Source organism: Hydrogenophaga sp. L76 (genome assembly GCF_057654755.1).
On the sequence record NZ_CM172807.1, the window covers coordinates 2,921,865 to 2,942,166 of the forward strand.

The following is a 20,302-nucleotide window of genomic DNA, read 5'->3' on the forward strand; positions in this document are numbered from 1 at the left end:
ATAGAACCTTTGCCGGGCCACTCGCATCGCCCCATGAGGGGCGGAGCGGCCACACGAAGTGGGCAAGCGACGGGGGTGGGCCAACTCCTCCCCCTGGGGGGTGACGCACCGCAGGTGCGGCGCGGGGGGATCAGCTCAACAGCCGTTCGGGGTTCGCGTCCAGCTTGGCGAGCGCATCGCGCGTGGCGCGCACGGTCAGCGCCTCGTCTTCGCTCGGCACCAGCAAGCCCGCCTGAAGATAGGCCGCCACGCGACTGGCCTGCACGAGGAAACAGCGCCCGCTGTTGGTCACAAACATGTAGAGCTGGCCACGGTCGCTGCGCCAGGCCAGCTGCACGCTGTTGAGCTTGCCATTGTGGTCCAGACCGAACCACGAGCCGATCTGCAGCTCCACCGCCCAGGCCCGCATCGCCTCGTTGGGCTGACTGCCACCGTGCCTGATCACCTCGATGTTGCTGGAGTCCACGCCAGTGATCATCTCGATGCTCTCGTTGTCCAGGTCCAGATCGTCCGTACCGCTTTCCGGCAGGAAGTCTTCCAGGTTGGCCAGGCGCTCGGAGAGCTTGTCCAGGCTTTCCTGCGAGATCGGCTCCGTGCGCGACATGAACGCATCGGCCAGGGTGTCGCTGACCGACTTGATGTGCTGGTCCTGGAGGCCGGCCGGGTAGCCGAGCAAGCCCATGCCCTGGCGCAGGCGTTGCAGGATGCTGGGCAGTTGCTGGATCACCCGGGCCCGGTCGTTGCGGTTGGGTTTGGCACTCGCTGCCCACAACAGATCGGAGGCGACCCGCTTGAGCGACGTGGTTTCTTCGTGCTTGAGCCCAAACTTGACACTGGCCACCGCCAGCACCTCGACCCAGACCTTGAACAGAAACTGGCGCACCTCGTCGCGCACCGGCAGGTCGTCGAGCAGCTTGCGCAGCTCGATGGTGTATTGCACCGACAGCGTTTCCTTCTGCTCCACCTGCTGGGCCACCGAGACGAACCGGCTGGCGCTGCCCTGTTCGCTGAGGTAGGTGGACAGGAACTTCTGGAATTCGTCGAACACCAGCTGGAACACCCGGCGTCCGGTTTCCGGGTACTGTTCGATCACCTGCACCACGCGTTTGATTTCCATCTCCAGCGCGGTCGAGGTGACATTGGACTCGAAGCCCATGACACAGGAACCCATGCGATCGATCAGGCGACGCGCCGGGTGTTGCAGGGCACTGAAAAACTCGGGTTCGGTCAGCGCCACCCGCAGCACCGGGATCTGCAAACGGGCAAACCAGACCCGCACGGTGGCCGGAATGCGCTCCTCGGCCAGGATGCTCTGGAACATCAGAGCCACCACCTCGATGGTGGCCCTTTCGGTGGGCGTCTCGGCGGCCTGCTTGAGTTCAACGGTGCGCTGGCGCAGGGCCGTGGCCGCACGCTCGACATGGGAGGCGTCCGCATACACCGCGCCCGAACCGGTGCTGCCGGTCTGCGGCAAGCCGGCGTCGACACTGACCACGGGGGCAAGGCGCTGCATCGCCTGCACCAGGTGGGGCGAGGGTGGCAGCAACTGCGTCGCTTCAAAATCACCACCCACGCGGTCGATCAGCATGCGCTTGAGACGACCGACCACGCCCTGAGCCCGCATGCGGGCCCTGGCCAGCGGCGAAGTGCTGGTCATCATGCGGGTTTCTTCGTGCACACCCATGGCCGAGGAGGACATGCCGCTGCGCTGTGCGTCCCTGCTGCCCGGGCTGCCCTGAACGCCACCCGAAGCCGGTGCCGCACCCGACCCGGGACCGTATGGGTCGGTCGCACCGCCACGGCTTTCGCCATCCGCACCCTGCGCAGCCGCATCGCCTCCGGCCGGCGCGTTCGAACGGCTCCCGGGTGCGCGCCTGACCAGTGCCTGCAGGTCGATCTTTTCCATCACCCCGCTGGAGACCAGGAGTTCGTTGGCCGCCTGGTAGGCCTCGTGCATTCGCTTGGCCAACATCGGCGCCAGGGCGTCCTGCACCAGCAACCAGCCCTCGCGGGTCATCTGCGCATCCAGCCACTGGTCCACCAGGATGCGGGTCACGACGTCGGGCAACAGCACGTCACCGCGCGGCAGCTCCTGGCGCTTTTCCAGGTGCTGGATGCGCAGGCGCAGTTCGTTGAGTTCGGTGGAAGCCTGGTCCAGCACACGCATCGCCAGTCGCGAAGCGAGGATCTGGTCGTCCATGGCGCCTTCGGCCATCAACTCCAGCCGCCCCGGCTCGTTCCTGGCCAGGCTGTCCGAAGCCGCTTGCGGCAGCAGGGTGCGCTGCAGGACCTTGCGGGACTGGTTCAGCCAGGTGGTCTGGTTTTTCTGGAACGCCAGCCAGGCGTCGCGGCGCTCCTGCATCTCGCGCGCCGGACCGGCCTGATCGAGGATGGTGGCCAGCCGTGTGTCACAGGCCTTGACCACGTCGGGAAGCGCACGCCCCACATGAACCACAAAGAGTTCACGCGCCTGCTTGGCCAGAGAGGAGACGTGCTGATCAGGTAGGGACACGATGGTTTCAGTATGACACGAATGGACTCAGAGCTTTCGACGAACAGGTGGGCTGAGTCCGGGTGTTTGTGCTTAGACCACGGCCCCCCCGTTGGGGTCGCCGGGATCGACCTCGGACGCCTTGTTGCCCGGCTTGATCAGGTCTTCGCGCTTGATGCCCAGCCACATGGCGATGGCCGCGGCCACAAACACCGACGAATAGATGCCGAACAGGATGCCGATGGTCAGGGCCAGCGCGAAGTAGTACAGCGTCGGACCACCAAACAACAGCATCGACAGCACCATGATCTGGGTCGAACCGTGGGTGATGATGGTCCGGCTGATCGTGGAGGTGATCGCGTTGTCGATGATCTGCGGCGTCGTCTTCTTGCGGTGGCGGCGGAAACTCTCGCGGATGCGGTCAAAAATCACCACGGATTCGTTGACCGAATAACCCAGCACCGCCAGCACCGCCGCCAGCACCGCGAGCGAAAACTCCCACTGGAAGAACGCAAAGAAGCCCAGGATGATGACCACGTCGTGCAGGTTGGCGATGATGGCCGAGACGGCGTACTTCCACTCGAAGCGCACCGCCAGATAGATCATGATGCCGACGATCACCAGCGCCAGCGCCTTGAGGCCGTCCTCCACCAGCTCCTGGCCCACCTGCGGGCCCACAAACTCGGAACGGCGCAGCTCCACCGTGGGGTTCTGCGCCTTGAGCGCGGCCAGTGCAGCCTCGCTCTGCTCACCCGAGCTCTTGCCCGCCAGCACCGGCAGGCGCAGCAACACATCGCGCGACGTGCCGAAGTTCTGCACCGGCACATCGGCGTAGCCCAGGGATTCGACCACGTGGCGCACGGCGGCCAGGTCGGCCGGCTGCTCGTAGGCCACCTCCATGACCGTGCCACCGGTGAACTCCACCGACAGGTTGAGCCCGCGGAGCACAAGGAACGCGACCGCGAGGACAAAGGTGATGGCGGAAATCGCGTTCAGCACGATGGCGTGCTTCATGAACGGGATGTCCTTCTGGATGCGGAAAAACTCCATGCTGGTTCCTTGAAGGTGTGCCGCTCAGTCGGCCTTGATCGCGGGCGGCTTACCGCCGGCCCGCCACACGGTGCCGATCGACACGGTCTTGAGCTTCTTCTGACGGCCATACCAGAGGTTGACCAGTCCGCGGGAAAACACCACCGACGAGAACATGCTGGTCAGGATGCCGATGCAGTGCACCACCGCAAACCCGCGCACCGGGCCCGAGCCGAAAATCAGCAGCGCCACACCCGCAATCAGGGTCGTGACGTTGGAGTCCAGGATGGTGCCCCAGGCGTGTTCGTAGCCCGCGTTGATGGCCGACTGCGGCGCCGCGCCGTTGCGCAGTTCCTCGCGCACGCGCTCGTTGATCAGCACGTTGGAGTCGATGGCCATGCCCAGCGCCAGCGCCATGGCGGCAATGCCGGGCAGCGTCAGCGTGGCCTGCAGCATCGACAGCACAGCCACCAGCAACACCAGGTTGAAACCCAGTGCCAGGCTGGAGAACACGCCGAACAGCATGTAGTAGGCGCACATGAACAACACGATCACCGCAAAGCCCCACATCACGCTGTTGAAGCCCTTGGCGATGTTTTCGGCGCCCAGGCTCGGGCCGATGGTGCGCTCCTCGATGATCTCCATCGGGGCGGCCAGCGAACCCGCGCGCAGCAGCAGCGCCAGGTCGTTGGCCTCGACGATGTTCATGCTGCCCGATATCTGGAAGCGGTTGCCCAGTTCACCGCGGATGGTGGCCACGGAAATCGCCTCGCCCTTGCCCTTTTCGAACAGGATGATCGCCATGCCCTTGCCGATGTTCTCGCGGCTGACGTCGCGCATGACACGCCCGCCCTTGGCGTCCATGTAGAGCGTCACGCTCGGTTCCTGCTGCTGCGAGTCAAAGCCCGCCTGCGCATCGGTCAGGTTCTCGCCCGTGGCCAGCACCTGCTTCTTGACGATCGCCGGGCGCCCGTCACGCATCGGGAAGCGGTCGGCGCCGAACGGCACCGGCCCCGTGCCGTCGGCGGCGGCGCGCCCTTCGGCGCTCTCGTCCACCAGGCGCATCTCCAGCGTCGCGGTGCGGCCCAGGATGTCCTTGGCCTTGGCCGTGTCCTGCACGCCCGGCAGCTGCACCACGATGCGGTCCGCCCCCTGCTGCTGGATCACCGGCTCGGCCACGCCCAGCTCGTTGATGCGGTTGTGCAACGTGGTGATGTTCTGCTTGAGCGCCTGGTCCTGCACCGCGCGCGCCGCTTCCGGCTTGATCGTGGCCACCAGCCGGAACCCGCTGCCGTCGGGCGTGTCGCTGGACACCAGGTCCGGGAACTGGTCCTGGATCACGGCACGCGCCGCTTCCAGCGTGGCGGCATCGCGCGCACGCACCTCGATGGTCACCCCGTTGCGGTTGACGCCGCCGTGGCGCACGTTCTTCTCGCGCAGGGCGGTGCGCAGATCGCCCGCGAACACATCCGCGCGGCGCTGCAGCGCAGCCGGCATGTCCACCTGCAGCATGAAGTGCACGCCGCCGCGCAGGTCCAGGCCCAGGTACATGGGCGAAGCGCCCAGCGCCGCCAGCCAGGCGGGCGTGCGCGGCAGCAGGCTCAGCGCCACCACATGGCTCGGGTCGGCCGGATCCGGGTTGAGCGCCCGCTCGATGGCGTCACGCGCCTTCAGCTGGGTGTCGGTGTCTTCAAAACGCGCCCGCACCGACGTGCCCTCGAACTGCACCGTCGAAGCCACCAGGCCCTGCGCGCTCAGCGCCTGCTCCACCCGCGTGACGGTGGAGAGATCCACCTTCACTGCGGTCCGGGCGGCCGACACCTGCACCGCAGGCGACTCGCCAAACAGGTTGGGCAGGGCATACAGCAAGCCGATCACCAGCGCCACCGCGATGATCAGGTACTTCCAGAGCGGATATCTATTCATGTTGAATCGCTTCGAGTGCGGCAGCGCAGGGGAGTCTTCAATCCAGAGTGCCGCAGAACCGGCTTTGCCGGGCTGCAGGCACTGCCCCCTTGAGGGGGTGACGGGCCACGCAGTGAGCCCGGCGCAGGGGTGGGCTTACTTAATAGTGCCCTTGGGCAGCACCTGCGTCACGGCAGAACGTTGCATCTGGACTTCCACGCCGCTGGCGAGTTCCACACCGATGTAGGTTTCGCCGATTTTGGACACCTTGCCCAGGAAACCACCGGCGGTCACGACTTCATCACCCTTGGCCAGTGCTTCGACCATGGCCTTGTGCTCTTTCTGGCGCTTCATCTGCGGGCGGATCATCACGAAATAGAGCACCACGAACATCAGCACCAGGGGCAGCAGGCCCATGATGGTGGACTGGGTGTCGCCGCCAGCGGCGGCCTGGGCGTAAGCAGAAGAAATGAACACAGAGGTCTCCAACAAAAATCAGTTCAAAAAACGCCAATGCCCGGGCAGCCTGCGCACAGGTCACCCGGGCGATCCGGAATCAGCCTTGGATTGTATGCGGCCCCCCGCAGGCCGGTGCGGCCGCCACCAGAGGCCCCGTGGTGGCGGGTGCGACGGTCAGGCCACGCGCACTTCGGCCTGTTCGCCACGGCGCCACTGTTCGCGCAGCCCCGCCCAGCGGCTGCTCGCCGCCGCCAGGTTGCGCGCCTTCACGTGGCCGTAGCCCTTGATCTGCTCGGGCACGCTGGCGATCTCCAGCGCCAGCGCGTGGTTGCCCGCGTCCAGCGTGTCCAGCAGCTCCTCGATCGCGCTGCGGTATTCACCGATCAGGGCGCGCTCGGCGCGGCGCTCTTCGGTGCGGCCGAAGATGTCCAGCGCCGTGCCACGCAGGCCCTTGAACTTCGCCAGCCAGCGGAAGGCGGTGAACATGTAGGGTCCGAACTTCTGCTTCACCGGTTCGCCCTTCTCGTTCTTCTTGCCCAGGATCGGCGGCGCCAGGTGCACCCGCAGCTTGAAGTCGCCCTCGAACTGGCTCGCCAGCCGGGCGTGGAACGCCGGGTCGCTGTGCAGCCGCGCCACCTCGTACTCGTCCTTGTAGGCCATCAGCTTGAAGAGGTAACGCGCCACGGCCGCCGTCAGCGTGGACTTGCCCAGCGGCGCTTCCACCGCCCGCACCTTCTCCACGAAGTGCTGGTAGTCGGCCGCGTAGGCCGCGTTCTGGTAGCCGGTGAGGAACTCGACCCGGCGCGCGATCAGCTCGGCCACGCTCTCGCGTTTCTTGAACTGGATCACCTGCGCCCCGGCACCGGCCGGCGCCAGCAGCGCGGCCACGGCCTGCGGGTTGAAGGCGGCGCGGCGGCCCCATTCAAACGCAGCCTTGTTCTTGTCCACCTGCACCGCATTCAGCTCGATGGCGCGCATCAGCGCATCGTGCCCCAGCGGCACCCAGCCGCGCTGCCAGGCGTAGCCCAGCATCATGGGGTTGGTGTAGATGCTGTCGCCCATCAGCCGGGTCGAAGCGGCTTCGGCATCGAACACGCCCACCTCGTCCGCGCCCAGGCTGCGGGTCAGTGCGTCCACACAGGCCTGCGCCGGGTTCTGCCAGTCCGGGTTGGTCACGAAGGCGGCCGTCGGCGTGGCGCTGGCGTTGAGCGCCACGTGGCTGCGGCCTTCGCGCAGGCGCTGCCAGGTTTCCTTGTGTGCGGCCACGATCGGGTCGCAGCCGATCACCAGGTCGGCCGAGGCGGCCGACACCCGCGTGGTGCGGATGGCGTCCTGGTGCGCGCCGATCAGCACGTGGCTCCAGGTCGCGCCGCCCTTCTGGGCCAGGCCCGCCGCGTCCTGCGTGACGATGCCCTTGCCCTCGATGTGCGCCGCCATGCCCAGCAGCTGGCCGATGGTGATGACACCGGTGCCACCGACGCCGGCGACGATGATGCCCCAGGCCTCGTCGCCCAGCGCGGGCAGGGCAGGGACGGGCACCGCGCCACCGGTCCATTGCGCCGCGCCGGCCTTCTGGTCCTTCTTGCGCAGCTGGCCGCCTTCGACGGACACAAAGCTCGGGCAGAAGCCCTTGACGCAGGAGAAGTCCTTGTTGCAGCTGCTCTGGTTGATGGTGCGCTTGCGGCCGAACTCGGTCTCCAGCGGCTCCACCGAGAGGCAGTTGCTCTGCACGCTGCAGTCGCCACAGCCTTCGCACACCAGCTCATTGATCACCACGCGCTCGGCCGGGTCCACCAGGGTGCCGCGCTTGCGGCGGCGGCGCTTTTCGGTGGCGCAGGTCTGGTCGTAGATGATGACCGTGGTGCCCTGGATCTCGCGGAACTCGCGCTGCACCGCGTCCAGCGTGTCGCGGTGCTGGATCGCGATGCCACTCGGCAGGCCCTGCACCGACGCGTATTTCTCCGGCTCGTCGGTCACGATGGTGATCTTCACCGCGCCCTCGGCGCGCATGCTCTGCGCGATCTGCACGACCGAGTGCCCCTCGGGGCGTTCGCCCACCTGCTGGCCACCGGTCATGGCGACGGCGTCGTTGTAGAGGATCTTGTAGGTGATGTTCACGCCGGCGGCGATGCTCTGGCGGATCGCCAGGATGCCGCTGTGGAAGTAGGTGCCGTCGCCCAGGTTGGCGAACATGTGCTGGTCGTGGCTGAACGGCTGCTGCCCGATCCACGGCACGCCCTCGCCACCCATCTGGGTGAAGCCCACGGTGGCGCGGTCCATCCAGATGGTCATGAAATGGCAGCCGATGCCGGCCATGGCGCGCGAGCCCTCGGGCACGCGGGTGCTGGTGTTGTGCGGGCAGCCCGAGCAGAACCAGGGCTGGCGCTCGGCGCCTTCCACGCCCTGGGTCAGCAGCGTCTGCATCGACTGCTCCTGCGCCGTGTAGATGGCGAGCTGCGCGTCGATGCGCGCCATCACGTCGTCTGGCACACCCAGCTTGCGCAGGCGGCGGGCCACGGCGCGCGCGATGATGGACGGCGTGAGGTCGGCATTCGCCCGCAGCAGGGTGTGGGCACTCGGGTTGGGCATGCTCCATTCGCCGCCCGAAAAATCGCCTTCGACCTCGTCGAACTTGCCCAGCACGTTGGGCCGCACGTCGCCGCGCCAGTTGTAGAGCTCTTCCTTCAGCTGGTATTCGATGACCTGGCGCTTCTCTTCCACCACCAGGATCTCGCGCAGGCCGGTGGCGAATTCGCGCGTGGTCTGCGCCTCCAGCGGCCAGACCACGTTCACCTTGTGCAGGCGCAGGCCGATGCGCTGGCAGGTGGCATCGTCCAGGCCCAGGTCCAGCAGCGCCTGGCGCGTGTCGTTGAACGCCTTGCCGCTGGCGATGATGCCGAAGCGGTCGTTCGGGCCGGCGATCACGTTGTGGTTGAGCTTGTTGGCGCGGATGTAGGCCAGCGCCGCGTACCACTTGTAGTCAAACAGGCGCGCCTCCTGCTCCAGCGCGGCGTCCGGCCAGCGGATGTGCAGGCCGCCGGGCGGCATGTCGAACTCGGGAATCACGATCTCGACCCGCTCGGGGTCGATCATGGCCGTGGCGCTGGATTCGACGATTTCCTGGATCGTCTTCATGCCCGCCCAGACGCCACTGAAACGGCTCATGGCGATGGCGTGCACGCCCAGGTCCAGGATGTCCTGCACCGTGGACGGGAAAAACACCGGCAGGCCACAGGCCTTGAAGATGTGGTCGCTCTGGTGCGCGGCGGTGCTGCTCTTGGCCACGTGGTCGTCACCGGCCACCGCGATCACGCCGCCCCAGGGCGTGGTGCCCGCCATGTTGGCGTGCTTGAACACATCGGAACAACGGTCCACGCCCGGGCCCTTGCCGTACCAGATGCCGAACACGCCGTCGAACTTGTTGGAGCCGGGCGGGGCAAAACCCAGCTGCTGCGTGCCCCAGAGCGCGGTCGCCGCCAGCTCTTCGTTCACGCCCGGCTGGAACACGATGTTCTGTGCCTTCAGGTAGGGCGCGGCCTTCTGCAGCGCCTGGTCGTAGCCGCCGAGCGGCGAACCGCGGTAACCGCTGACGAAACCCGCCGTGTTCTTGCCCTGCAGCGCATCGCGCTGGCGCTGCAGCATCGGCAGCTTCACCAGCGCCTGCACGCCGCTCATGAAGGCGCGGCCGTGGTCGAGGGAATATTTGTCGTCGAGCGTGACGGTTTCGAGCGCGCGGCGGATGTGTTCGGGCAGTGGGGCGTTCATCTTGTTGTCTCCTGGCAAGTCTGGGAGCCGCCTCGTGAGCGGCGTGGAACACCGGCAACCGGCTCTGTCAGCCGCTTTCAGTGTGCCGCACAGTGTATGACCCGGGCGCTGACAGGTGTTTGCTTTCCATGTCCGTGTTTGCCCCATTCAAGAAAGATTCTTTCCTTCTGTATCCTGTTATTGGAAGATTGAACACGCCTGGTCGCACCGCACTGCAGCAACGTGACCGCGGGCGCCCACCACCCGGCCTGTTCTGGCGCTCATGTGCAACAGGCATTTCATGCTTTTTCACCAACCATAGAATCAACTTGTTACGTTTGCCTCCCCCCACCGCGCCCCCCGTCCCGGTGCCCGTCCGGCTTGATACCCATGAACACACACAAACCCCGTGTCGGCCTGGCCGCCATCGTGAAAAACGAAGGCCGGTACCTGATCGAGTGGCTGGCGCACCACCTCCTGATGGGGTTCGACCATGTCTATATCGTCAGCAACGACAGCAGCGACCACACCTGGCCCCTGCTTCAGGCGCTGAGCCAGACACTGCCCATCACCTGCTTCACCTATGCCACGATGCCGGACACCAACCCGCAGCTGGCCGTCTACGAAGAAATCGTCCGCCGCCATGGCCATGAAGTCGACTGGATGGCCTTCCAGGACGCCGACGAGTTTCTCTGGCCCGGCCAGTACCTGGACACGGTGTCCGGGCTCCTGCAAGACACCCTCCAGGCCCACCCCGATGTCGGGGCACTGGCGCTGAACTGGGCCACCTACGGCTCATCCATGCAACTGGCCGAAGAAAGCGGGCTCGTGACGGAGCGCTTCCTGCACCATGTACCGCAGCAGGACCACCTGAACCACCACTTCAAGTCCATCATCCGGATGGACGCCTTTGCCGGATTCGTCTGCCCGCACAGCTGCCAGCTGAAGCCTGGCTACCGTTACCTGCACACCGATGGCACCGAAAAGCGCGACTACTTTTACGCCGGCCAGCGCAACCCGAGCCAGTCCGGTGATGTCTGCTGGACGCGGTTTCGCATCAACCACTATGTCGTCAAGTCCTATGCCGAGTTCATGCTCCGCAAAGCCCCGCGCGGCAGGGCCTTCCAGGAGGACCACCAGCTCGACGACCAGTTCTTTCTCCACCACGACAACAACGAAGTGCCCGCCCCGCCGTGCCCGCAGCACATCGCCGACCTGACCGCCCGGTACCAGGCCATCGCCGGGCACCTCGGCCTGGCCGACCCTGCCGGCCTGATGGCGAAATCCGCAGCCCCACCCGAGGCCGACGGCGCCAGCCTCCAGCTGCCCGTGGTGGGCAGTGTCGACATCCTGGAAGAGCAGGCCGGATGCCTCAAGATCACCGGCTGGGCCCTGCTCTGGAAAGCCCAGCCCGCCGCCGGATTCATCGTCACGGTCCAGGGCAGCGCCGTCCCCATCGAAAGCTGGCAGGCCGTCGAGCGGCCCGACGTCCTGCAGCACTACCCCCCGGCCCCACTGCGCAGCGGCTTCGAAATCCGCATCCGAAAATCCGGCCCGCTCACCGCGCAGGACATCGCCGTCCGCGCATTGACCCCCGGTGGACACGTCACCCAGACGATCCCGCCCAACGCCAACGCGAACACCATCCATCATGGAAACACTCGACAAGTTTGACACCGCCATCCTGAACGAATTGCAGACCGATGGCCGGCTCACCAACGCCGAGCTGGCCAGCCGCGTGGGCCTGTCGGCGGCGCCGTGCTGGCGGCGCGTGCGGGCGCTGGAAGAGGCCGGGTTCATCCTCGGTTACCGCGCCGAGATCAACCGCAGCAAGATCGGCCTGGGCGTGCTGGCCTTCGTGCGCATCGACGCCGAACGCAACAGCGGCGATGCCCTGCGCCAGATGGAAGCGGCCATCCGCGACATCCCCGAAATCGTCTCCTGCCACTACATCAGCGGCTCCGGCACCTTCGAGCTGCAGGTCGTCTGCCCCGACCTGGGCGAATTCAGCCGTTTCGCGCGCGAAGTGCTGATCAACCTGCCCAACGTCAAAGACCTGCACACCAGCTTTTCGCTCGGCGAAGTGAAGGCCGCGGGCGCTTTGCCGCTCTCGCATTTGTTGACTAAATCACTAGCCACGACCGGCGGACGCAAAACTTGAACCTTTTGGATACCGCCCGTCCTGAAAATTCCACCGTTGGTTGACATATCTGTCGTAAACCATTGAATTTGTGCATTTTTTCATACGTACCCGGTTGCCTGAGACTGTCGCTTTTTGTAACATGCACCCCAGAACACTGCGGTTCATTAACCAGAAAGTGTCCAAGCTGATCTCTCTCAAATCCAAGGAAACGTCGTGAAAAATTCTCTGTTCGTCAAAACCGCAGTGGCCCTGGCGCTGGCCGCCCCCCTGCTGGCTTCGGCCGAATCCCAACTGGTGACCGATACCGCAACCGCCGGCCCCGGTGCGCAAGCGCGTCTGAACTTCCGCATCGAGATCCCCGCTTTCATCGCCCTCAAGGTCGGCACCGGTGACATCCTCTCGAACGACAACACGGTCAATGAAGTGGCCTTCGTGCTGACCGATCCGCAGGCCAGCGTGGACGGCACGATCAACCCCTCCACCGGCAGCCCGGTGCAGGTCGCCCTGCTGTCCAACGCGGGCAGCGTGGAATTCGGATCCACCGGCGCCAACCTGAGCAACGGCCCCAACTCCATCCCGTTGTCGCAAATTGCCGTGACCACCCCGACCGGCAACCTGGCCCACCCGGCCTTCAACGCTACCGCCATCACGGTGCCAGCGACCTCGGCGGGCATCGTCAACCGCAGTGGCACCTGGGCTTTCAGCTACAACCACCAGGGCGCCACCGCTCCCGTGGGTGCCGGCACCTACACCACGCAAGTCACCTACACCGCCGTCGCTCCCTGATTCAGCGGCAAGCGCAGGCCGGCCGGGCACCCCGACCGGCCACCAACCAACCAGCGGAGGGCCAGCGCGCAGCAGCCCTCCGTTTGTTTTTTGAGCGCCGTCCCGTGCGGAACCGCCAACCCCCTGCCGATCACAACGCGCCCATGAAGCCGACCGTCCAGCGCCCGCCCACCGCCCGCCAGCTCACCGCCCTGGCGCTGCTCGTGCTGTGGGGTGCTGAAACGGCCATGGCCCACGCCTGGTCGCTCACCATCGCCGCCGCGCCGCGCCGCGTCTTCCTGCACGTCGGCAACGGCACGTACGATGGCGACATCGGCACCGTCAACCTGGTCACCGTCAGCCTCGATACCGCCCAGTTGCTCAGCGGCACGCCCCAGGCCATGACGAGCGACAGCACCCAGTCACGCAGCCTCTATGGCGACAACTACGCCACCTGCCCCAACCCGGGCACGCAGGTCATGATCGGCGCGTCCTACCGCCGCGACCGCAACAACCAACCCGCGAGCGCCACCCTGCGCGTGACATCGCCCGCCAACCTGACCAACGCCGCCGGCGACACCATCCCCTTCAGCCAGATCAGCTGGACCGTCTCCGCGCCCGGCAGCAGCGTGCCCGGCGTCATACCCGCGGGCACCTTCAACGGCGGCACGCAGAACCTGGCCACCATCCCGGCCAACCGCTACATCGAAAACTGCCACACCTTCCGCTACGCCAACAGCGCCATCCGGGCCGCCGGCACCTACACCGGCCAGGTCACCTACACCCTGACCACCCCATGACGCCCACCGCCCGCCGCACCGCCGCCGCCCTGCTGCTGGCCCTCGCCGCCGGCGCGGCCAGCGCCGAAACCCACCGGCTCGACGACTCGCTCAGCCACACCGTGCCGCCCACCGCCCAGATGCAGTGGCGGCCGCAGACCCGCAGCGACGTCGACGGTGGCATGGAAGCCTGGGTGCGCGTCAACATCCGCATCGACACCCAGGCCTGGATCGGCCGCAGCGGCCGCGTCTACATGGTGCTGCCGCGCGACGAAAGCGCCACCCTCGAAGCCGTCTGGACCACCGACGGCCAGCTGCTCGCCGGGCGCCTCGTCTCGGGTGAACGCGCCCTGGTCTACGCCGGCCCCATCAGCGCCGGCACCCTGAGCGACCAGATGCTCGTGCGCCTGCGCTCCGGCCCCGACTGGCAAAGCGCCAGCCGCCGCCTCCACTTCCATTTCGAGATCGACACCGACTCGACCCCCGGCACCCAGCGCCCATGAACCTCCTGCCCGCCTCCCGCCTGCCCGCCTCCCGCCTGACCGCGGCGCTCCTGACCGCCGCCCTGGGACTCGCTGCCCTGCTGCCCGGCACCGCGTTTGCCCAGGGCTTCGCCGCCTACATCTCGCCGCCGCGCTTTGAAGTGCAGGCCGACGCCGGCAAGCCCCTGCGCCAGGTGCTCGAAATCCAGCACGTCGGCCAGCAAAAAGGCAACTACCGCGTCTACACCGCCGACTGGACCTTCAACGCCGACAACGCCGTCAGCTTCAGCACCGAACTCGCCCCCGACAGCTGCCGCCCCTGGGTCGCCCTCGAACGGCGCGAACTCAGCATCGAACCCGGCGCGCGCTACCGCTTCCGCTTCGAGATCAGTCCGCCCGCCGGCACCCCGCCGCGCGAATGCCGCTTCGCCCTCATGGTCGAAGGCCTCGACCCTGCCAAGGTGCAGGGCGCCATCAGCTTCCCCGTCGGCGGGCGCATCGGCGTCATCGTCTACGCCGCCATCGGTGGCGCCGCGCCCCAGCTCGCCATCAGCACCCTGCAGGTCAGCCCGGTCAACGGCCAACCCACCGCCACGCTCGACGTGCGCAACACCGGCAACGCCCACGGCCGCCTCGAAGGCTTCGTCAACGGCACCGACGCCGCTGGCGCCCGCTTCGAAATGGCCCCCGCCGACCTGCCCATCCTGCCCGGCGAAACCCGCCGCATCGCGCTCATCCCCGTGGCCGAAAACGGCCAGACCGTGCCCGACATCCGTTTCCCGCTCCAGGTCAAAGGCAGCCTCGAATGGGGCGCCAACCGCCTGCCGCTGGACGCGCGCTTCGCCCCATGACCTCAGGAGGGTGCGTGGCCTGCGGCCTGCTGGCCCTCTTCGGCGCGTTCGCGCCGGGCCTGCACGCGCAAACACCCGCCGCCGCTGAAGCCCCCGCACCCACCGGCTACCAGGACCGCGTCATCGAAGGCCTCGCACCGCTCGACGACGACGACGGCAGCGCCTTCGAATACAACCGCGCCGGCTGGCCGCGCTTCCTGCGCCTCGAAACCCGCCTCGGCACCCAGCCCTTCGACACCGAGCGCCAGACCCAGACCGCCTTCGCCGTCTACGGCCTGCTCGACACCCCCAACCACGGTGCGCTCTCCATCGACGGCAGCCTCAGCCCGCGCGAAAGCCGCGGCACGCTCTCCCTGCGCCAGCGCGGCCTGCCCCTTGCTGGCGGCTGGATCGGCAACCACGAAGCCGGCCTCATGGTCGCGCCCGCGCCCGCCATCACCCGCCGGCCCTCACGCGTGTTCCTGCCCTCGGCCACCCTGCGCGGCCTGGCCGGCGAATGGCTCAACCCCGCCAGCGGCCTCGCCCTGCAAGCCGGCAGCGGCGAACCCGGCCAGCTCGAAAGCGTGCCCGCCAGCGGCTTCCGCGGCCTCGGCGGTCGGCGCACCACGCTCGGCGCCCAATGGCAGCTCGACCCCCGCCCCGACAGCACCGACCCGCTCGGCCTGCCCGGCTGGACCCTGGCCCTGCAACACGAAGACGCCCACCGCGTCACCGCCCTCGGCCAGACTCTGGACACCGGCACCCCCGTCAACGCCAGCGCCACCCTGATCGCCCTGCGCCACGAAGGCGACAACCGCCACACCCAGGGCCAGCTCCTGTTCAGCCGCGACGCCGCCACACCCGCCACAACCGCCGACCCGACCGCGCCCACCCGCCCGGGCCGCAGCGCCCAGGGCTTCTGGATCGACAGCGAATGGGACGACGGCCCCCGCCAGCACGGCATCGGCCTCTACCACCTCGACCCCGGGCTCAGCTGGGCCGGCCAGGCCATGCCCGCCGACGTGCAGGGCGCCACCCTGCGCAGCGAATGGCGCACCCGCCAGTGGTCCGCCGAAGGCTCCATCGACTGGCTGCGCTCCATCAGCGGGCGCACCCGCGCCGGCAGCTACGCCTCGGGCAGCGCGCGCTGGCGCCTCAGCCGCGCCAGCACCCTCGGCGCCGGCGCCTCCGTGCGCCACTTCGACGGCGACGCCTGGAGCAGCTACGGCGACTGGCGCTGGCAAAACCCGCTCGGCACCAGCGGCCTGCGCCTCACCCTCAGCGGCGGCAGCGGCGCCGCCAGCCAGAACCGCTCACAAGCCATCAGCTACGACCAGGACTGGGCCGTGCCCCAGGGCTGGAGCGTCTCCACCAGCCTCGGCCTCATCCGCGACCGCGCCAGCACCGACCCCGACGACAGCCCCCACAGCGGCAACGCGGCCGACGAAACCCGCTGGTCCGCCGCCCTCGCCATCACCGCCCCCCTCGGCGACAACGCCACCCTGCGCGGCACCCTGCAAACCGAACAAAGCCACCACGGCGCCCGCCGCCACGGCGTCAACCTCGGCAGCGCCTGGCGCATCAACCCCCGCTGGAGCCTCGAAGGCCAATACACCCGCAGCCTCGGCCAGCGCCGCACCGTGCGCCCGCTCGACCCTCTCGCCCCCATCGTCACCGACACCCCGACCGACAGCGACCGCAGCTTCTACGCCGTGCTGCGCTACGAACTGCAGGCCGGCAGCCGCCGCGTGCCCCTCGGCGGCCTCCCCAGCGAAGGCGGCGGCCGCATCGAAGGCGTGGTCTATTTCGACGCCAACCGCAGCGGCACCCAGGAAGCCAGCGAAACCGGCGCCCCCGGCGTCACCATCTACCTTGACAACCGCTACGCCGTGCGCACCGACGCCCAGGGCCGGTTCGAATTTCCCTTCGTCGCCAGCGGCCCGCGCACCGTCAGCGTGCGCAACGAAACCCTGCCCCTGCCCTGGAGCGTGGTCGACGAAGGCCAGGCCAGGGTTGACGTGCGCCTGCGCGAAACCACCCAGCTCAGCCTGCCGGTGCAGCGCACGGATTGACAGCGCCCCCGCACTTCAGCTTCTTGGGAAGGATGCATGGACATCTCAATCCATCATGTCGTAACATACAAACATTGCGTGCATTCAGGAGATCGACATGGGCATCCACACGTTTTCCAGCCGGGACTTCACCCGCGATGTGTCAGCGGCCAAACGCGCGGCTGCCGATGGCCCCGTGTTCATCACCGACCGTGGTCGCCCTGCCTTTGCGCTGCTCAAAATCGACGACTACTACCGCATCGCCGGTCAGGGCGAGCGGTCGCTGCTCGATGTCATGGACGGCATCCCGGGCGGGGACGGCATCGAATTCGATCCACCACGCTTGAATCTCCAGCTCACAGCCGCACCGCTTGACTGAGGACGCTCCATGTTCGTTCTGGATACCAACGTCATTTCCGAGCTGCGCCAAGGCAAACCCCATCCATCAGAGCAGGTGCGGGCCTGGGCCGCAGCTCAACCCAGCAGCCGACTTTTCCTGTCCGCCATTTCCATCCTGGAACTGGAAATTGGCATCCGGGCACTGGAGCGCCGCATGCCGCCTCAGGGCAGCGCATTGCGCGCCTGGCTTTCGGGCGTGCGTTTGGCGTTCGCCGGCCGAATCCTGCCATTCACCGAAAACACCGCGCCCGTGTGTGCTTCACTGCATGTTCCGGACCCTCGCTCAGAGCGAGACGCCATGATCGCGGCAACGGCCATTGAGCATGGTTTTGCAGTCGTGACACGCAACGTATCGGACTTTGTCGGTACGGGGGTCGCGCTGGTCAACCCCTGGAATGCGTGATCGGCGGCAGAAACCCGCCCGACCCATCCCCCCGATGGGGTATGGCCCGGCGGCCAGTCGACCGGCAACCAGATGGTCAGCGTCACCCCCGGCATGGCCGTGCCCACCGGCGCCAACCTGGTCGCCACGGGCTCCGCCACCGTGACCTTCGCCAGCGGCTGCGTGGCCGTGCTGACCGCCGGTCAGTCGATGCCCGCCACCGAAGCGGCCTGCCAGGCAAACGTGGCCGCCCGCGCAGGGCAAGGCACCAACCTCGCCGGCAACAGCAACCTGCTGATCGGTGGTGGCATCGCCGGGGGCTTGGCCGTGGCGTACAAGGTGAAAGAAAACCGCAAGCCCAACAACCCGATCAGCCCAAGCTGATCCCCGGTCAGCAGCCAAAAAAAAAGCCCTTCGGGGCTTTTTTTGCGTCTGGGCGGCGGCGGCCAAGAGATTGACCCGGGTACCTAAAATCCTTACACTGTATTTAAAAGTAAGGAACACCATGTCAGAAGCCACAGTGACCAGCAAGGGACAGATCACCATCCCCGTCGATATCCGGCGGTCATTGGGAATCAACGCTCAAGATCGGCTCACGTTCACCCCGATGCCCGACGGCACTGTGGTGCTGAGAGCCAAGAACAAATCCATCAATGAGTTGCGAGGTCTGCTCACCCCTGCGGCGGGCCTGAGCGTGGCCGCCGAAGACATGGGTTTGGGCAAAGCCTGATGGCAGCCCTGGATACCAACGTTTTGGTGCGCTGGCTGGTCGTTGACGACGAGGTGCAAGCTGAGGTCGTTGCAGGCTTGCTGGCGTCGTGCGCCGAGCGCAATGAACGTTTGTACGTTCCGCTCACCGTCATGCTGGAGCTGGAATGGGTGCTCCGGTCTCGCTACCGCTTTGAAAAGGCTTCTGTCCTGGCGGCTCTGGACGGCTTGATGAGTGCTTCGGAACTGGCGTTTCAGGAAGAAGCGGCGCTCGAGCAGTCGCTGTGGCGATACCGGCGGGTGGGTGCTCCAGACTATGCCGATTGCCTGCATGTGGCGCTGGCCGACCAGGCACGCCAAGGGCCGCTGCTCACCTTTGACCGGGGCGCGGCCAGGCTGGAGGGCGCGCAGCTGATGCAGGGCCAGGGGTAGGTCCAAGCAAGTGGTCAACGCTTCGCTTTGAAGCTTTCTAATTTTGTGGAGAACAACTTGAACATTCTGGTGGTGGGCGGCGCGGGCTATATCGGCTCGCACATGGTGAAACACCTGGGCCTGGCGGGCAACGCGGTGACGACGCTGGACAACCTCTCGGGCGGGCACGCCGACGCGGTGTTGCACGGCAGGTTCGTGCAGGGCGACATTGCCGACCGCGCGCTGCTCGACCGGCTGCTGGCCGAGGGGCGGTTTGACGCGGTGATGCATTTCGCCTCGTTCATCCAGGTGGGCGAGTCGGTGGTGGCGCCGGCGAAGTATTACCAGAACAACGTGGTGAACACGCTGAACCTGCTGGACGCGATGGTGGCAGCGGGCGTGAAGCGGTTCATCTTTTCGTCCACGGCGGCGATCTTTGGCGAGCCGCAGAGCGACACCATCGACGAGGCGCACCGGCAGCAGCCGATCAACCCGTATGGCCGCACGAAGCTGATGGTGGAGCAGGCGCTGGCGGACTACGACCGGGCGTATGGGCTGAAGTCGGTCTGCCTGCGCTATTTCAACGCGGCGGGCGCCGACCCGGCGGGCGAACTGGGCGAGCGCCACGACCCGGAGACGCACCTGATCCCGCTGGTGTTGCAGGCGGCTTCGGGGCGGCGGCCGCACATCAGCGTGTTCGGCCGCGACTACGACACGCCCGACGGCACCTGCATCCGCGATTACGTGCACATCAACGACCTGTGCCAGGCGCACGGGCTGGCGCTGCAGAGCCTGATGGGCGGCGCGGGCAGCCAGGCTTACAACCTGGGCAACGGCAGCGGGTTTTCGGTGCAGCAGGTGATCGACACGGCGCGCCAGGTGACGGGCCGCGAGATCCCGGTGGTGTACGCCGAGCGCCGCGCCGGCGACCCGGCGCGCCTGGTGGCCGATTCGCGCGCGGCGACGGCGCAGCTGGGCTGGAAGCCGCAGTTTGCGGCGCTGGAGACGCTGATCGGGCACGCCTGGGCTTGGGAGTTGAAGGCGGTGGTGATAAGACCATAAAAAGACTATATTTAGTCTTATTTGAATCCCAAAGGCAAAACCATGCGCTACTCGTCTCAAGTCAAGCCCATCAGCTATCTGAAGGCCAACGCCGCGGAGGTGCTGGCTCAGCTGTCCGAGCAGCGTGAACCCTTGGTCATCACTCAGAACGGTGAGGCCAAAGCAGTGCTTCAGGATGTCGCATCGTTCGAAGAAACCCAGGCGACTCTCGCCTTGTTGAAGATCCTGGCACTCGGCAGCCAGGAGGTTGAAGCCGGCCGGGTCAAACCAGTGGCTGACGTCGTGGAGCGCCTGCGCGCGAAACGGGCGATGGCCTGATGGCCGGCAAACCGAAACGCTACGAGGTCCTGCTCACCCATGGTGCTGAGCAGGACCTGGAATCCATCCACGAGTACATCGCCGAGTTCGACAGCCTGGCCAACGCCAACCACGTTCTCGATCAGTTGATGGAGGTTGTGCAGAGTCTGGCCCGGTTTCCCGAGCGAGGCAGCTACCCCAAGGAGTTGGTGGCTCTGGGCATCAAGGCATATCGCCAAACGGCGTTCAAGCCCTACCGGGTGATCTACCGGGTCGGCGGCAACCAGGTTGTCATCTACCTGATCGTCGATGGCCGCAGGGACATGCAGTCGGTGTTGTCTCGACGCCTGCTCGGCACCTGACTG

The 20,302-nt window shown here is 66.8% G+C and carries 20 protein-coding genes; 15 read left to right on the plus strand and 5 right to left on the minus strand.

The window, feature by feature from the left end; translation table 11 throughout:
* Nucleotides 1-130: 130 nt before the first annotated feature.
* From AC23D4_RS14085 to AC23D4_RS14105, 5 genes are all read right to left on the minus strand, one after another.
* Entirely contained in the window at nt 131-2,512 is a 2,382-nt protein-coding gene (locus tag AC23D4_RS14085) for a DUF1631 family protein (protein ID WP_472888677.1), read from the minus strand.
* Between the two features lie 72 nt (nt 2,513-2,584).
* Entirely contained in the window at nt 2,585-3,541 is a 957-nt protein-coding gene (secF, locus tag AC23D4_RS14090) for a protein translocase subunit SecF (RefSeq protein ID WP_472888676.1), read from the minus strand.
* Between the two features lie 24 nt (nt 3,542-3,565).
* Nucleotides 3,566-5,446 (minus strand): protein translocase subunit SecD, encoded by a 1,881-nt coding sequence (gene secD, locus AC23D4_RS14095; RefSeq protein WP_472888675.1) that lies wholly within the window; start codon nt 5,444-5,446, stop codon nt 3,566-3,568.
* Between the two features lie 135 nt (nt 5,447-5,581).
* A complete protein-coding gene (yajC, locus tag AC23D4_RS14100; RefSeq protein WP_305361787.1) occupies nt 5,582-5,902 on the minus strand; it encodes a preprotein translocase subunit YajC in 321 nt (106 codons plus the stop codon).
* 156 nt (nt 5,903-6,058) lie between these two features.
* Entirely contained in the window at nt 6,059-9,649 is a 3,591-nt protein-coding gene (locus AC23D4_RS14105; protein WP_472888674.1) for an indolepyruvate ferredoxin oxidoreductase family protein, read from the minus strand.
* A gap of 369 nt (nt 9,650-10,018) precedes the next feature.
* On the opposite strand from AC23D4_RS14105, the gene AC23D4_RS14110 reads away from it, so the two are divergent.
* The 15 genes from AC23D4_RS14110 to AC23D4_RS14180 all read left to right on the plus strand — a co-directional run bounded on the left by AC23D4_RS14110 (nt 10,019) and on the right by AC23D4_RS14180 (nt 20,299).
* On the plus strand, nt 10,019-11,302 hold the full coding sequence (locus AC23D4_RS14110; protein WP_472888673.1) for a glycosyltransferase family 2 protein: 1,284 nt from the start codon (nt 10,019-10,021) through the stop codon (nt 11,300-11,302).
* Complete coding sequence (locus AC23D4_RS14115) at nt 11,280-11,789, plus strand: Lrp/AsnC family transcriptional regulator (protein ID WP_472888672.1); 510 nt, start codon at nt 11,280-11,282, stop codon at nt 11,787-11,789. Before AC23D4_RS14110 ends, AC23D4_RS14115 begins: the two co-directional genes overlap by 23 nt.
* A 195-nt stretch (nt 11,790-11,984) precedes the next feature.
* The gene (locus tag AC23D4_RS14120) at nt 11,985-12,557 is read left to right on the plus strand and encodes a hypothetical protein (RefSeq protein ID WP_472888671.1); all 573 of its coding nucleotides are present in this window, start codon (nt 11,985-11,987) and stop codon (nt 12,555-12,557) included.
* A gap of 143 nt (nt 12,558-12,700) precedes the next feature.
* A complete protein-coding gene (locus tag AC23D4_RS14125) occupies nt 12,701-13,336 on the plus strand; it encodes a hypothetical protein (protein ID WP_472888670.1) in 636 nt (211 codons plus the stop codon).
* Nucleotides 13,333-13,818 (plus strand): hypothetical protein, encoded by a 486-nt coding sequence (locus AC23D4_RS14130; protein WP_472888669.1) that lies wholly within the window; start codon nt 13,333-13,335, stop codon nt 13,816-13,818. The genes AC23D4_RS14125 and AC23D4_RS14130 overlap by 4 nt, the downstream gene beginning before the upstream one ends.
* The gene (locus AC23D4_RS14135) at nt 13,815-14,648 is read left to right on the plus strand and encodes a fimbrial biogenesis chaperone (protein ID WP_472888668.1); all 834 of its coding nucleotides are present in this window, start codon (nt 13,815-13,817) and stop codon (nt 14,646-14,648) included. Before AC23D4_RS14130 ends, AC23D4_RS14135 begins: the two co-directional genes overlap by 4 nt.
* Nucleotides 14,645-16,699, plus strand: a complete 2,055-nt coding sequence (locus tag AC23D4_RS14140; protein ID WP_487623629.1) for a carboxypeptidase-like regulatory domain-containing protein — start codon at nt 14,645-14,647, stop codon at nt 16,697-16,699. Before AC23D4_RS14135 ends, AC23D4_RS14140 begins: the two co-directional genes overlap by 4 nt.
* Before the next feature lie 97 nt (nt 16,700-16,796).
* Nucleotides 16,797-17,057 carry a type II toxin-antitoxin system prevent-host-death family antitoxin gene (locus AC23D4_RS14145; protein ID WP_472888666.1) on the plus strand — a complete coding sequence of 87 codons (261 nt, stop codon included), beginning with the start codon at nt 16,797-16,799 and terminating at the stop codon, nt 17,055-17,057.
* A 9-nt stretch (nt 17,058-17,066) separates the two neighbouring features.
* Nucleotides 17,067-17,480, plus strand: a complete 414-nt coding sequence (locus AC23D4_RS14150) for a type II toxin-antitoxin system VapC family toxin (protein ID WP_472888665.1) — start codon at nt 17,067-17,069, stop codon at nt 17,478-17,480.
* A 72-nt stretch (nt 17,481-17,552) separates the two neighbouring features.
* Nucleotides 17,553-17,843 carry a hypothetical protein gene (locus AC23D4_RS14155; RefSeq protein WP_472888664.1) on the plus strand — a complete coding sequence of 97 codons (291 nt, stop codon included), beginning with the start codon at nt 17,553-17,555 and terminating at the stop codon, nt 17,841-17,843.
* Nucleotides 17,844-17,964: 121 nt separating this feature from the next.
* The gene (locus AC23D4_RS14160) at nt 17,965-18,189 is read left to right on the plus strand and encodes an AbrB/MazE/SpoVT family DNA-binding domain-containing protein (protein ID WP_472888663.1); all 225 of its coding nucleotides are present in this window, start codon (nt 17,965-17,967) and stop codon (nt 18,187-18,189) included.
* The gene (locus tag AC23D4_RS14165; RefSeq protein ID WP_472888662.1) at nt 18,189-18,599 is read left to right on the plus strand and encodes a type II toxin-antitoxin system VapC family toxin; all 411 of its coding nucleotides are present in this window, start codon (nt 18,189-18,191) and stop codon (nt 18,597-18,599) included. Before AC23D4_RS14160 ends, AC23D4_RS14165 begins: the two co-directional genes overlap by 1 nt.
* A 57-nt stretch (nt 18,600-18,656) precedes the next feature.
* Nucleotides 18,657-19,640 carry a UDP-glucose 4-epimerase GalE gene (gene galE / locus AC23D4_RS14170; protein WP_472888661.1) on the plus strand — a complete coding sequence of 328 codons (984 nt, stop codon included), beginning with the start codon at nt 18,657-18,659 and terminating at the stop codon, nt 19,638-19,640.
* 42 nt (nt 19,641-19,682) lie between these two features.
* Nucleotides 19,683-19,958: a type II toxin-antitoxin system Phd/YefM family antitoxin gene (locus AC23D4_RS14175; protein WP_472888660.1), complete on the plus strand. Its 276-nt coding sequence runs from the start codon at nt 19,683-19,685 to the stop codon at nt 19,956-19,958.
* On the plus strand, nt 19,958-20,299 hold the full coding sequence (locus AC23D4_RS14180) for a type II toxin-antitoxin system RelE/ParE family toxin (RefSeq protein ID WP_472888659.1): 342 nt from the start codon (nt 19,958-19,960) through the stop codon (nt 20,297-20,299). The genes AC23D4_RS14175 and AC23D4_RS14180 overlap by 1 nt, the downstream gene beginning before the upstream one ends.
* The last annotated feature ends 3 nt before the right edge of the window (nt 20,300-20,302 follow it).

Coding starts and splice junctions, on each gene's coding strand:
- secF (WP_472888676.1), bottom strand. CDS start 3,541: ATGGAGTTTTTCCGCATCCAGAAGGACATCCCGTTCATGAAGCACGCC.
- secD (WP_472888675.1), bottom strand. CDS start 5,446: ATGAATAGATATCCGCTCTGGAAGTACCTGATCATCGCGGTGGCGCTG.
- AC23D4_RS14105 (WP_472888674.1), bottom strand. CDS start 9,649: ATGAACGCCCCACTGCCCGAACACATCCGCCGCGCGCTCGAAACCGTC.
- AC23D4_RS14110 (WP_472888673.1), top strand. CDS start 10,019: ATGAACACACACAAACCCCGTGTCGGCCTGGCCGCCATCGTGAAAAAC.
- AC23D4_RS14115 (WP_472888672.1), top strand. CDS start 11,280: ATGGAAACACTCGACAAGTTTGACACCGCCATCCTGAACGAATTGCAG.
- AC23D4_RS14125 (WP_472888670.1), top strand. CDS start 12,701: ATGAAGCCGACCGTCCAGCGCCCGCCCACCGCCCGCCAGCTCACCGCC.
- AC23D4_RS14130 (WP_472888669.1), top strand. CDS start 13,333: ATGACGCCCACCGCCCGCCGCACCGCCGCCGCCCTGCTGCTGGCCCTC.
- AC23D4_RS14135 (WP_472888668.1), top strand. CDS start 13,815: ATGAACCTCCTGCCCGCCTCCCGCCTGCCCGCCTCCCGCCTGACCGCG.
- AC23D4_RS14140 (WP_487623629.1), top strand. CDS start 14,645: ATGACCTCAGGAGGGTGCGTGGCCTGCGGCCTGCTGGCCCTCTTCGGC.
- AC23D4_RS14145 (WP_472888666.1), top strand. CDS start 16,797: ATGGGCATCCACACGTTTTCCAGCCGGGACTTCACCCGCGATGTGTCA.
- AC23D4_RS14150 (WP_472888665.1), top strand. CDS start 17,067: ATGTTCGTTCTGGATACCAACGTCATTTCCGAGCTGCGCCAAGGCAAA.
- AC23D4_RS14155 (WP_472888664.1), top strand. CDS start 17,553: ATGGTCAGCGTCACCCCCGGCATGGCCGTGCCCACCGGCGCCAACCTG.
- AC23D4_RS14160 (WP_472888663.1), top strand. CDS start 17,965: ATGTCAGAAGCCACAGTGACCAGCAAGGGACAGATCACCATCCCCGTC.
- AC23D4_RS14165 (WP_472888662.1), top strand. CDS start 18,189: ATGGCAGCCCTGGATACCAACGTTTTGGTGCGCTGGCTGGTCGTTGAC.
- AC23D4_RS14175 (WP_472888660.1), top strand. CDS start 19,683: ATGCGCTACTCGTCTCAAGTCAAGCCCATCAGCTATCTGAAGGCCAAC.
- AC23D4_RS14180 (WP_472888659.1), top strand. CDS start 19,958: ATGGCCGGCAAACCGAAACGCTACGAGGTCCTGCTCACCCATGGTGCT.